Below are 13,288 nucleotides of genomic sequence, written 5' to 3'. Positions count from 1 at the left end.
CAATTTCGGGATTTTTTGTTTGTATGAAAGGCAGATTACATTGGTCCTCCTTGCTGATCGTCTCCGGTTGCATTGGAGTTGATGTCTTTTTTACGTTTCGGCTGCTCTACTTTTTCATTTCCTTGCTTGAATCTGTAGGTCAAGGATAAAGCAAATTGTCTTGGCTGCCATTGCATATAAGAATCTCTGCTAAATCCAGGTCCGTAAGATGTAGATTGCATTGCTCTGGTATTGAAAATATCCTGAATATTGAATGAAATCGTTCCGTCTCCTTTCCAGATGGTTTTTGAAGCCCCAAAATTCAAAGCATACATATCTTTTCTGTCAACACTCTGTGTTTTTTGTCCTCCTCTGTAGAAACCCTGAAGCTGAAAGCTTAGTGTTTTATCGATTTTAATAGTGGAAGTAAGTCTTGCTCTTACGGCTAATCCGCTTCCTTCAAAAGAAAGAGGTTCGCTTATTAAAGCCGGATCAAAGAAAACACCTTTTGTATTATATCCGAAAATATCTACATTTCCTAAGAATTTCAGCCATTTTGTAGTATCCCAGTTGAAGTTTAGATCTAAACCGAATCTGTCATCGCTTCCAATATTTACAGGCTTGGTATGGAAAACTGTTGTCGGAACATTATTAATTAATTCCTGTTTGTTGTATGTTACAATCTTTACATCATCAGTCTGATGTCTGAAATACAATGTTGGATTGATCGTAAATTTACTTTTTGAAATGCTGTATCCTAACTCGTAAGAATCTACATAAGAAGGATTCAGGTCAATATTTCCGTCAAAAATATTCTGATTATCGCTGTAGCTTGGGTTAGGAATCAAAAAGAAAGATCTCGGTCTGTCTATTCTGCGGGAATAGTTTAACAAAAACTGATTGTCTTTTGCGATTTCATAACTCAAAAATACACTTGGGAAAAGATTATTGTAGTTCTTCTTTGTTTTCTGTGTATCGCCCGACATATTCAGATAATCAATATCAATAGTAGAATACTCATTTCTCAAACCTAACTGATAACCTAAATTACCAATTTTGCTTTTGAACTGAACATACCCTGCATTGAACATTTCTTCATACTTTGCATTGTATGTGTAATCATCAAGATAAAGCATGAATGGCAATGTAGATGTTTTCTGCATTACAAGGTTCTGATAGTTGTTGTTATTAACATCTATTCTGTAACCAGCTTCTAATTTTGAGTTTTCACCTATCGGAAGTTCATAATCTGCTTTGCCGATTAATGTTTTATTCTTTGTTTTTTGATCAATATTATTTTCTAAATCAAAAAAGCTGTTTTGAGTCTGGTAAATATAACTTCCATTATTGGAGCGATTGCTCTGTAAACTCAATGATAAGGATAAATTATGTCCCTTATCGTTAAATTTATGATCTAATCCAAAATCTCCCTGAAAAGCAAGGTTGTCGTTGGTTCCAATACTGGTTCTGTTTCTTGTCGTAATTGCGTTACTGAAAGAATAATTGGTATAATCGATATTTCCGGTATTGGTTCCGTCAAAAGTTCTTACGGTTCCCGAAGCGTTGATTGAAGTTTTGTCGGTAAGATCTACAACTAAACCTCCGGTTGCGTTATAGTTATCGTTTTTGCTTTTAGAAATCGATTCGTTATGCGTTTCTCTGAAATCTCCTGTAGAAAGATAAGCATTGTTTCTCTGGGTATTCTTAGATTCTCTGTAACCGCCGCCGCCATTAAGAAACCAAGTGAATCTTCCCTTTCTCCAGCTTAAATTGGTATTAAGATTTGTTTGTGGTAAATATCCTAAAGTTCCGGTAACACTTCCGTTGAAGCCTGTTTTCTTATTTTTCTTAAGAATAATATTTAAGATACCTGCTGTTCCGCTTGCCTCAAATTTTGATGAAGGGTTGGTAATTACTTCAATTTTCTCGATCTGATCTGCCGGAATACTCTGCAAAGCATTGGCTCCGTCATCAATTCCAAGAAGGGCAGAAGGTTTTCCGTTGATCAAAAATTTCACATTAGAACTTCCTCTCATAGAAACCGTTCCGTCTGTGTCTACAGAAACCGAAGGAACGTTGGAAAGGACGTCCTGAAGATTTCCACCTTTACTTACAATATCCTGAGACGGATCATATGTTCTTTTATCCAGTTCCACCTTGTAAGGCTTCGTAGCCTGAGCTGTGATCACAACTCCCTGAATGTCTCCGGTTTTCAGATTGGTAGCGCTTTTTTCAGGGTCGATTGATAAAGCACCGATGTTTCCTGCCGCAGTAATTTGTTTGTTAACTACGCTTTTCTGGTAATCGATTGCTTCAATAGTAATGTCGTAAGCTCCCGGAGCAAGATCAAGCTTGTACTGACCTTTTTCGTCGGTAAGCGTAGCATCACTGAACTGTTTGTTTGCCTTGTTACTGAAGGTAACAGAAGCGTAAGGAACGGGCTGGTTATTCTTGCTGACCACCGACCCGGAAATACCGACCTTCTCCTGTGCAAAAGCCAATGCCGCTGCCGAAAGTACAAAAGTAAGCCCTAAGGTTTTCTTTGTAAAAATGTTAATGATTTCCGTCTGATTCATAAGGTATTTTTTGTGTAAAATCGTGAAAGATTTTACTTAATATTGTGAAATTGTTAATCTGTTTAAATTTCAGAATACTAAGTTTAATTTATTATTTGTAAGGTATATGTCGAATTAAAAAGCCAAATGTTAGTTATAGAATTGTTAAAAAAAAGTTAATATGATTATTATTTTATATTTTTTGAATTCAGCCAGTCCTGATAAGCTTTTGCATTAATAGCATGTTCTTCTGCACTCGCTGTAAATTTGTGGTATCCGAATTTCGCAGGATCGGCACACATAAAAATATAATCGTTCTTTTCTGCATTTAACACTGCATCCACAGAATTTTTATCTACTACACAAATAGGTCCCGGAGGAATTCCTTTATTAGCATATGTATTGTATGGCGATGGAGTAGACAAATGCTTGTAAAAAACCCTTTTGATCTGCTCTTTAAAATTCGTCTGCTTATTGATCGCATAAATTACCGTTGGATCAGATTGAAGCTTCATCCCTTTTTTATAACGGTTAAGATACAATCCTGCAATCGTTTTCTGTTCGTCCTTTTTTCCTCCCGATTCCTTGTACACAATAGAAGCTAAAGCATAAATCTGATCTCTCGTTAAACCGGATTGCTGTTCTTTAGACTTTCTTTCGCTGTTCCAGAATTCATTGTACTGATCATCAAATTTTTTGAAAAATTCTTTCGGAGTTACCGTCCAGAAAAAATTGTACGTATCGATAAAGAAATACTTTTTTAAATCTTCCGCATTATTATATCCTTTTTCGGCAGCAATCGAATTGAAATCATTCACAAATTGTAAAGAATCAAGTTCTGTTTTTTTTGTTACTTTACCAATCATCTGATAAACATCCCCAAAATCACCAATTCTAAAGCTGTTCTCACTCTGATTTCCGGCTTTAATCATATTAACCAAATTCGCATTTCCCAAACCTTTCTGGAAATGATAGCGTCCAGGTTTGAAATATTTTTCAAGATCCTTTTCTTTCGCAACGGCTTCAAAAGCTTCTTTATTGTCAACATATTTTGCGGCAGAATCAAGGATTTGTTTAAAATTTGCCTGATGAGGAATCAAAACATATCCATCCTTTTTGATGTTGTTGCCGTAATATTTTCTATAAAATTTAAATCCAAAAAATCCGCCTGCTACAAAAACAAGCAGGATGATGATAAGAATGGCTTTCTTCATTTAATGATGATTAAAAGTTTTACTTTTTTAAATAAGGTCTATTTTGCCTCTAAAAACCTGCTTTGCAGGACCTTCGAGCCAGATATTCTGAAAAGTGTCTCCGTTTTTTTCAGCATATACTTTCAGATTTCCGCCCAAAGTTTTAACTTTTACAGAGATTAGATGGTTATTTTGCAGAAAAGTTAAAGCCGAAGCCGTAACTCCCGTTCCGCAACTGTATGTTTCGTCCTCAACACCTCGTTCATAGGTTCTTACGAAAATCTCATCATCCGAAATTTTTTCCATAAAATTCACGTTGATCCCTTTTTCCATATAATTTTCAGAATTTCTGATGCTGTTTCCTTCCGCAAAAACGTTGTAGTTAACGATATCTTCCACATATTTTACGTAATGCGGCGAACCTGTATCCATTACCGTATCCTCTCCGTCATTGGAAATGGTAGTAACATCGCTCATTTTTAATTTTACAATTCCGTTGTGGATTTCGGCAATATGTTCCCCATCGATAGCGGTAAATTTGCAGTTGCCTTCAAAAATATCAAGGAAAAAAGCAAACGCTACAGAACATCTCGCTCCGTTTCCACAAAAGCTTTTAGAACCGTCTGAGTTGTAATAATCGACTTCAAAATCATATCCTTTCGCGGTGTTTATTTTGATAAGTCCGTCTGCTCCGATCCCGAAACGGCGGTCGCAAAGTTTCTGAATATTTTCAATGGAAAGATCATCCCATTCTCCGGAACGATTGTCTATCATTACAAAATCGTTTCCTGTACCCTGATATTTATAAAATTCCATATTTCTTAATAGAATGTTTGTTTTAAAAATTGAAACTGCAAAATTACTATAATTAAAACGAAAACGAACAGTGTTAGCTGTCCGTTTCCTTATTTATAATGGTTTTATCTGAATCCGCCTCCGCTTCTCGTTGGTTGAGGAGAAGTTGTCTGCGGTTGAGGAGTTGAAGCTCCCGAACTGTTTCTGAATCCTCCGCTGTTTGAATTCGTATTGCCTCCGGAATTATTTCTGAAGCCACTGTTTGAATTGCTGTTCCCCGAATTATTTCGGAAACCTCCGTTGTTCTGAGGTCTTGGAGTTGTTGTATTCTGCTGTGGATTTCTGAACCCGTTATTCGGTCTCTGGTTGGTATTCTGTCCGTTGTTCGGTCTGAAACTTCCGTTCGAACTTCCGTCGTTTACACCGCCTCTGAAGCCATTGTTTGGTCTTGCCGAAGTTGTTCCGTTCGATCCTGATCTTCTTTCAACATAAACTTTTCTTCGGGAATTATTATAATTCTGGTAATAATAAGGCATTCCGTTATCATAATAATACGTGTAATCGTTTCTGTAATAATATCCGTCATTTCCCCAATATCCGCCGTTTCCGTAATATCCCTGAGGTGCATAATAATATCCGTTGTCATAATAAGGATCTCCGTAATTATTGGCGTAAGGATCCGAATATATTGCGCAAGATGTTAAACTTGCCATTGTAATTAAGCTGAATGCTATTTTAAATAAATTTTTCATGTTTTTAAATGTACTTTTTTTCTTTATAACTTTTTTTCCAACTGGCGTATCCCTGGATCGCCATAATAGTAAATACCAAATATTGAACCGAAGTGATTCCGAGTTCCTTATAAATCATCATCGGAATGCAGATAAAATCTCCGATGATCCAGAAAATCCAGTTCTCTATGCGTCTTTTCGCCATGAACCACATCCCTACAAGAAAAATAGAAGTTGTAATCACATCCAGCCAGTTTCCCCAGTCCAAATGATCCAAACCTAAATCCACACCTTTCATGGAAAACTTATTGTCAATATAAGGCTTGAAATAATACACTACCGTCACTAAAATTAAACTTAAGACGAAAAGTAAAATTCCGTACAGCCATTCTTTTTTGGATGCCCAGCTTACTTCCACATGAACGTGATCCTGGGAACTTTTTCCCCAAAGAATCCATCCGTAAACACTCATTACAGTATAATAAACATTAATCATACAGTCTCCGAGCAACCCTAAATTAAAAAGAATATACACATAAATTAAAGTTGAAACAATTCCTGTAGGATAAACCCAGATATTTTTTTTAATTGAAAAATAAACACTTAAAATCCCGAATACCGTAGCCGAGAATTCCAGCAAAATCTGCGTGAGAGAGGCGGTTTCATAGGGTTTTATGAAAAGATCGTATACATTCATGCGGTCAAAAGTAAATAAAAAAACACTTACTTTGCAATGATTTAAATATTATGAAAATCAGATTTTTAAGTTTCATAATTTAAAATTAACAAGGAAAAATTATTAATAAACGTTAATGTTTCTAAATTTTTTATATTTTCGTAAATCTTTAATAAATAATAAAATATGTCTAAAATTTGGACCAAAAAACCGATGAGTGCTTTCGAAAATGATATGAAAAGCAGTCAGCTCAAAAGAGTACTCGGTAAATGGAGTCTTACAGCTATCGGAATCGGGGCTATTATTGGTGGAGGAATTTTCGTACTTACAGGTACCGGAGCGTATTATCATGCGGGACCTGCATTGGCTCTTTCCTTCATTATTGCCGGAATTGCTTGTGTATTTGCAGCGTTGTGTTACTCAGAATTTGCATCTATTCTGCCTGTTGAAGGTTCAGCGTATGCGTATGCGTACGGAACAGTGGGAGAAATATTTGCATGGATCATCGGTTGGGGACTCATCCTCGAGTATGCGATGGGATCTATGACAGTAGCCGTTTCCTGGTCGGGATATTTTAATAAGTTGTTAAAAATGTTCGGTCTTCATCTTCCGGATTACCTTACCTCAGATCCTGCAAGTTATTCAGGAGAAGGTTTTTCAATGAATTTACCGGCATTCCTTATCGTAATTTTTGTAATTTCTATCCTTATCAAAGGAACTAAAGAAGCGGCTAAAGCCAACAACCTTATCGTAATCATGAAGGTTTCTGCGGTTCTTTTCGTGATTATTGCAGGAGCATTCTTCATTAATGCAGATAACTGGAATCCTTTCATTCCTGCTGCTACAATGGTAAGAGAAGGCGAAAATATGAAAGAAGCGTATGGTATTCAGGGGATTATTTCCGGAGCGGCGGCAATTTTCTTTGCGTATGTAGGTTTCGATGCCGTTTCTACACAGGCTGGAGAAGCGATCAACCCGAAAAAAGATGTTCCGTTTGCGATCATCGTTTCACTTTTGGTTTGTACAGGATTATATATTTTGGTATCTCTTGTTTTAACAGGGATGATGCATTACTCAGACTTCAATCCACAAGGAAAATATCCGGACGCAATTAAAGCACCTGTAGCGTATGCATTCGAAATTGCAGGACAGGGTTGGGCTGGATACATCATCACGATTGCAGCAACTGTAGGTTTGATTTCCGTATTGATGGTAATGATCATGGGACAATCGAGAATTTTCTTAGGAATGTCTAAAGACGGTCTTATTCCTAAAATGTTCAGCGATGTTCATCCGGTAAGAAAAACACCGGCTAAAAGTTTAATGCTTTTAGGAATCATTATCGCTACTGTTGCAGCGTTTACACCAATTAGTAAACTGGCAGATATGACGAGTTTCGGTACCTTATTCGCATTTACAATGGTTTGTGTTGCGGTTTGGATCTTAAGAAAAAAAGAACCGAATATGCCAAGAACATTTAAAGTTCCTGCACTTCCTGTAATTGCAACATTAGGAATCTGCATCAATCTTTATCTGATCTGGAACTTAAGCCACGAAGCAAAATACCTTTCCATGGCTTGGTTAGCGCTTGGTGTGGTCATTTACTTTACGTACAGTTTAAGAAACAGTAAACTTCACAAAGTGGGTTATGGCGAAACGTTCAAAGCAGAGCAGGAGCCGTTAGAAAAACCTGATTTAGATTAAAATTTTATAAATAGATCAAATAAAATCCACAGAATTCTGTGGATTTTTTATTTTTGTGAGTATGAAAAAGCTTTTACCATTTTTACTTTCATTCTCAGGAATTTTTACATTTTCTCAGCAGATCGAAAGTTCAGAAACAATTTTAAACGATAAAATCAGCATCCGAGCCATTGAAATCTACGATAACAAAGTCTGGTACAGCGGAACGGATTCTAAGTTTGGTTATGTTGATTTAAAAGATTCTGGCAATCAAAAACAGATTAAATTATCGGAAAAGAAATTGCAGTTCCGTACTTTGGGACAGGATAAAAAGGCTTTTTATGCCATCAATATCGAAAGTCCTGCTGAATTTTTTAAGATCGATAAAAAAAGTTTAAAATATGAAGTGATTTTTAGAGATACTGTAAAAACAGCTTTTTATGATGCGCTTCATTTTGTGAATGATAAACTGGCTTATACTTTCAGTGATGCTGACAAGGACAGCAAATTAAAACTTGCCAAATTTGATAACGGAAAATGGGCTATGCTTAAAAATGATGTCGTGCTGAATGAGGGAGAAGCAGCATTTGCAGCAAGCAATACCAATATTTCATCCACCAAAAATTATTTATGGATTGCAACAGGAGGGAAAGCTTCAAGAATTTTAAAATTAAATTTTAAGAATAATCAGTTTAAAATCATCAAGACTCCGATTATTCAGGGAGAATCTTCTCAGGGAATCTATTCCATCGATTTCTTAGACGATACATTCGGGATTGCGGTTGGCGGAGATTACACAAAACAGGAAGCTAATATCAACAATATCGCCACAACCAATGACGGCGGAGAAACTTGGCAAATTCAGGCTTCAGGACAAAATGCAGGATACACAACCTGCGTGAAAATAAGACCGGGTTCTAAAGGAAGAGAGATTATTTCTGTCGGAGATCGACATATCAGTTATTCTTCGGATTTTGGGAAAACATGGAAGAAAATTTCGGAGGAAAAAGGGTTTTTTGTTTGTCAATGGATTAACGAAAATACCGTTGTTTTTGCAGGAAATGGTAAAATTTCTGTCATGAAATTGAAATTCTGAATCTAAAGAATAGAATTTAACTTCAGAAATTCCAAAAACGATTATTTTTTTGAACTTATCTTTGATGCTTTTATATAGAGTCTGTTTAAACTTTTTATTTAACCGCAAAAGGTACAAAAGATAACTAACCTTTTATTTAAAGCTGACAATTATAAATGAAAAAGTTCATAATAGTTTTAAAAATCTTTGATTTTTATTCTTTTGAGCACTTTGAATATTATTGAAATTGGCTTTAACATTGTCTTTTGCCACTTTTGTGGTTAATTCCGAAATTAGATTAAATATATTTAAATTCGGAATATTTAGACTCATTATAAATTTCATAAAAACGACTAATATATTTCATGATACAAAATTCATCAGATATAGTTAATTTTGCATTGTGAAACCTGATCTCGGTTCACCTTAAAATTGTAAACAGAAAATGAATTCTTTAATCGATAAATATAATATTCCCGGACCTCGTTACACTTCTTATCCTACCGTTCCTTATTGGGATGAAAATTCTTTCACTCCGGAATTGTGGAAGCAGAGTGTCATCCGAACATTCAAAGAAAGTAATGCAGAAGAGGGGATTTCCATATACATTCACCTTCCTTTTTGCGAAGCTTTATGTACGTTCTGCGCATGTCATAAAAGGATCACAAAACAACACAGCGTTGAAATCCCTTATCTCGAAAGTGTTTTGAAAGAGTGGCAGCTTTACCTTAAACTGTTTAACGAAAAGCCTAAACTGAAGGAATTGCATTTGGGAGGCGGAACTCCGACTTTTTTCTCTCCGAAAAACTTAAAAACCTTACTGGAAGGAATTTTTGAAACGGTGGAAATTGCCGAACATCAGGAATTTTCTTTTGAAGGGCATCCGAATAACACCACGAAAGAACACCTTCAGACTTTGTACGATTTAGGATTCAGAAGAGTAAGCTTTGGCGTTCAGGATTACGATCCGAAAGTGCAGAAAGCGATCAACAGAATTCAGTCTTTCGAAAAAGTGAGAGAAGTAACGGAGTGGGCGAAAGAAATCGGTTACAGAGGAATCAGTCACGATTTGGTTTTCGGACTTCCGCATCAGACTTGGGAAGCAATGGAAAGTACCATCCGCAAAACGATGGAATTAAAACCGGATCGTTTGGCTTTTTATTCTTACGCACACGTTCCGTGGGTGAAAGGTGTCGGACAAAGAGGTTTTGATGAAAACGATTTGCCAAGTGGTGAAGAAAAACGCCGTTTGTACGAAGACGGTAAAAAATTATTAGAAGAATTGGGCTACATCGAAGTAGGAATGGATCATTTTTCTCTGGAACATGACGATTTGTACCAATCTCTGATTCAGAAGAAATTACACAGAAATTTCATGGGCTATACCTCAAGCAAAACCCAGTTGATGGTTGGTTTGGGAATGTCTGCCATTTCAGATTCCTGGTATGCTTTTGCCCAGAATATCAAAACGGTGGAAGAATACCAGAAAATGGTGGAAGAAGGAGAAATTCCTGTCGTGAAAGGTCATATTCTTAATGATGAAGATCTTACGGTAAGAAGACATATTCTGAATCTGATGTGTCAGTTGGAAACCACTTTTGACATCAATAATTCTTTTCCGGAGCTTGAAAATGCATTTGAAATGCTGAAAGAAATGGAAAATGATGAGCTGGTGGAAATTAACGGTCATCATATCCAGATTACAGAAAAAGGAAGAGCCTTTACGAGAAATGTATCAATGGTTTTTGATCTCAGAATGATGAGAAACAAGCCGGAAACGAGAATTTTCTCGATGACGATATAATGGCATGAACAGAAAATTTCTTTTGATATTTCTTTATCTGTATGCGCTGATTTTCAGTGTTTCAAAAACGATAAGGATTCCGAATGAATGGGCAAGATCTCATTGGTTGCTGGATTACAGATTTGGATTTATCAAAAGAGGTTTAGCCGGAGAATTATTTGGTTTTTTATGTGAGAAGAAGCTGTTTTCGATTACCGTTCTTTCAGCAAGGATCTTATGTTTACTGTACTCTTTAATTTTAAAAATTGCATTAAAAACCACCTTCAGTTTTCAGAAAAGTTTTTACAGGATTTTATTCTTTGTTATTTTTCTGCTTTCCCAATACATCGTTTTTTCTGCTCATTTAATCGGCTATTTCGATCATGTTATTTTCCTATTGACCATTTTAGCAGTTTACCTGATCGGGCGGGGAAAGTTGTTTTTATCTTCGTTGGTGGCGGTCTTCAGTATTTTTATCCATGAAATTTCTCTTTTTCTGATGCTTCCTGTCTGTTGTTTTGCAATTATTGTTAATGAAACTTCAATACCGCAGTTTTCATTCAGAAATATTATTTCAAAACATCTTTTAAAGAAACTTGGTACATTTATCATCTTGCCTCTTTTTGCCGTGTTTTCGATTTCTTTTTTTCAGGAAATCTACGGGGGAAATTATTATTCTGAAATTTTCAGCTATCTGAAAGGCTCATCAATTTCACCAAAAGTTGCAGATTCTGTTTCCGGAGCCTATACAAAAAGCTTCTCGTATTATCTTAAAGATCAGTATGTGCATTTTATCCAAAGGCTGTTTATATCCAAAGCGACGATATTTTACGGAATTCCGCTTCTTTTTTCTTTATGGATGATGTTTAAGGAATTTAAATTACAGAAGAATATTCAGTTGTTCATACTTTTGGCATCAGTTTCTTTTATTCCGTTACTGTGGCATGCCATCGCTTATGATACTTACAGAATCTGGAGTTTCCCTTTTATGATTCTGTTTTTAATTTTCTGGATTTTAAGCTCAAAATCTGAAAAGAATGAACATGAGACAAAGCCAATGTCAGTTCCCGAAATTGTATTTTTTATGGCTGCTTTTCTTTTGGTAACCCTGATTCCGAATTTTTTATTCGATGATGAAACGGAGAGGTTTTCTTTATGGATGAGGCTCATTTTAATCCTTCCGATTCTTTCAATTCTTTATTTTTTTAAAAAAAGCTTCAATCAGAAGACCGACTGAAGCCTATTAAAAACTGTTTGAAAATTTATTTAATTATTATTTTTTTGCTGTAAGATTTTTCATTTCCTGAATTTAAGTTGATGAAATAAACTCCCGAAGGAATTCCTGAAATATTTATACTGTTGTCATTTTCAATTTTTCCCTGTTCCAAAACCTTTCTTCCTTCAAAGCTGATGATCTCAACCGTTGTGTTTTTATCCTTTACACCCTCGATGAAAACCTTTTTAGAAGCAGGATTCGGATAAACTTTTATCTTCGTTGAAATACTGTTCTCATTCGTTCCCAGACTTGTCGTGGTAATTCTGAAAATTTTACCGCTGTTAACGGCAGCTACAAAAAGCTCATTCTGATTATTCACTCCGAATGTTGAAAAATTATTGCCTGAAAAAGCGGAAGTCCATGTGATCGAATCATCGGAATTCAGACTTCCGATCTGCGTAGAGCAGTAATCTGCAAAAAAATACCTTCCCTGCAGCGCTGGAAACTGTGTTCCTCTGTAAACATAACCTCCCGTTATTGAGCATTTTCCTCCGGAATGATCATAGGCTGCAACAGGAAAAGTCATCGTTGATTGCGCAGGGCAACCTGCCGTATTGTACGTGTTATTTCCTTCATAACAGCGCCATCCGTAGTTAATTCCTGCCTGTGTTAAAGGTATCCTGTTGATTTCTTCAATCTGTCCCTGTCCCACATCGGCAATCATTACGTTACCTGAAACAGTATCAAAATTAAACTTCCACGCATTTCTCAATCCGTAAGCCCAGACTTCATCGGCTCCGTCGATTCCCACAAAAGGATTTCCCGAAGGAATATTGTACGCTCCGGTAGAATTGATGTCCAATCTTAGTAATTTACCCAAAAGAGAATTCTTATTCTGGGCATTATTGTTCGGATCGCCGCCGCTTCCGCCATCACCGGTAACGACCCACAAATAACCATCCGGTGCAAAATGAATGCTTCCTCCGTTGTGATTGTCAAAAGGTTTTGGGAGATTCAGAATAATTTTTTCAGTTGCAGGATCTGCAATATCAGGATTGGCAGAACTTCTGGTGTATCTGGCTACGGTAATATTTCCGCCGGTGTCATTGTAATACACAAAAAAATACCCGTTTGTAGGGTATTGCGGGTGAAAAGCCAGTCCGAGAAGCCCTCTTTCTCCTCCGTAAGTGATTTTTGAGCTGATGTTTAAAAAGTTAGTAGAGTTTACTGTTCCATTCGATTGTAAAATTTTAATGATTCCGTTTTGCTGAACAACAAACATCCGGCTGTCGTTGGCGTTGGTGATTTCTACGGGTGCCGTAAACCCGGTCGCAAATTCTTCCAGAGTAATGCTTTGGGCATTAAAGAGGAGGAAGGAAAAAATACCTGCGAAAAAAAATAGTTTTTTCATAATATTTTGATATTTAGTGTATTAAATCTGAATGAAAATTTCATACCAATCAAACTTTGAAAAATTCATTAAAATATCACGAAAAAATTATTAAATCTTAAATGAAAATAAGAATGCCGATATATCTGAAAATAAACGATTTCTGTTGTTAAAAATTCATAAAATTCAAGAAAATGATTATATTTGCCGAC

Annotated in this window: 10 protein-coding genes; 4 read left to right on the top strand and 6 right to left on the bottom strand. The window is 36.1% G+C overall.

The features are described 5' to 3' along the window. Positions 1 to 35: 35 nt before the first annotated feature. The 5 genes from H6W53_RS07755 to pnuC all read right to left on the bottom strand — a co-directional run bounded on the left by H6W53_RS07755 (position 36) and on the right by pnuC (position 5,950). Positions 36 to 2,555 carry a TonB-dependent receptor domain-containing protein gene (locus tag H6W53_RS07755; protein WP_185205816.1) on the bottom strand — a complete coding sequence of 840 codons (2,520 nt, stop codon included), beginning with the start codon at positions 2,553 to 2,555 and terminating at the stop codon, positions 36 to 38. A 167-nt stretch (positions 2,556 to 2,722) separates the two neighbouring features. Further along, on the bottom strand, positions 2,723 to 3,748 hold the full coding sequence (gene mltG, locus H6W53_RS07750) for an endolytic transglycosylase MltG (protein ID WP_185205806.1): 1,026 nt from the start codon (positions 3,746 to 3,748) through the stop codon (positions 2,723 to 2,725). 27 nt (positions 3,749 to 3,775) lie between these two features. Then, entirely contained in the window at positions 3,776 to 4,543 is a 768-nt protein-coding gene (dapF, locus tag H6W53_RS07745) for a diaminopimelate epimerase (protein WP_185205804.1), read from the bottom strand. A gap of 104 nt (positions 4,544 to 4,647) precedes the next feature. Continuing rightward, positions 4,648 to 5,274 (bottom strand): hypothetical protein, encoded by a 627-nt coding sequence (locus tag H6W53_RS07740; protein ID WP_185205802.1) that lies wholly within the window; start codon positions 5,272 to 5,274, stop codon positions 4,648 to 4,650. A 4-nt stretch (positions 5,275 to 5,278) separates the two neighbouring features. After that, a complete protein-coding gene (gene pnuC, locus H6W53_RS07735; RefSeq protein WP_185205800.1) occupies positions 5,279 to 5,950 on the bottom strand; it encodes a nicotinamide riboside transporter PnuC in 672 nt (223 codons plus the stop codon). Between the two features lie 165 nt (positions 5,951 to 6,115). Between pnuC and H6W53_RS07730 the strand changes: the two genes are divergently transcribed. The 4 genes from H6W53_RS07730 (at position 6,116) to H6W53_RS07715 (ending at position 11,707) form a co-directional block, all read left to right on the top strand. Beyond that, on the top strand, positions 6,116 to 7,633 hold the full coding sequence (locus H6W53_RS07730) for an APC family permease (protein WP_185205798.1): 1,518 nt from the start codon (positions 6,116 to 6,118) through the stop codon (positions 7,631 to 7,633). Between the two features lie 61 nt (positions 7,634 to 7,694). After that, entirely contained in the window at positions 7,695 to 8,708 is a 1,014-nt protein-coding gene (locus H6W53_RS07725; protein ID WP_185205796.1) for a WD40/YVTN/BNR-like repeat-containing protein, read from the top strand. A 424-nt stretch (positions 8,709 to 9,132) separates the two neighbouring features. Further along, positions 9,133 to 10,491: an oxygen-independent coproporphyrinogen III oxidase gene (gene hemN / locus H6W53_RS07720; protein ID WP_185205794.1), complete on the top strand. Its 1,359-nt coding sequence runs from the start codon at positions 9,133 to 9,135 to the stop codon at positions 10,489 to 10,491. A gap of 4 nt (positions 10,492 to 10,495) precedes the next feature. Further along, positions 10,496 to 11,707 (top strand): hypothetical protein, encoded by a 1,212-nt coding sequence (locus tag H6W53_RS07715; protein WP_185205792.1) that lies wholly within the window; start codon positions 10,496 to 10,498, stop codon positions 11,705 to 11,707. 25 nt (positions 11,708 to 11,732) lie between these two features. Here the strand turns inward: H6W53_RS07715 and H6W53_RS07710 are convergent, their stop codons facing one another. Further along, positions 11,733 to 13,097 carry a PQQ-dependent sugar dehydrogenase gene (locus H6W53_RS07710; protein WP_185205790.1) on the bottom strand — a complete coding sequence of 455 codons (1,365 nt, stop codon included), beginning with the start codon at positions 13,095 to 13,097 and terminating at the stop codon, positions 11,733 to 11,735. Between the last annotated feature and the right edge of the window lie 191 nt (positions 13,098 to 13,288).

Source organism: Chryseobacterium sp. C3, assembly GCF_014218905.1.
Classification (GTDB): Bacteria; Bacteroidota; Bacteroidia; order Flavobacteriales; family Weeksellaceae; genus Chryseobacterium; species Chryseobacterium mucoviscidosis.
Note: the sequence above shows the minus strand (reverse complement) of the source record. Positions and strands in the feature narration are given on the sequence as shown.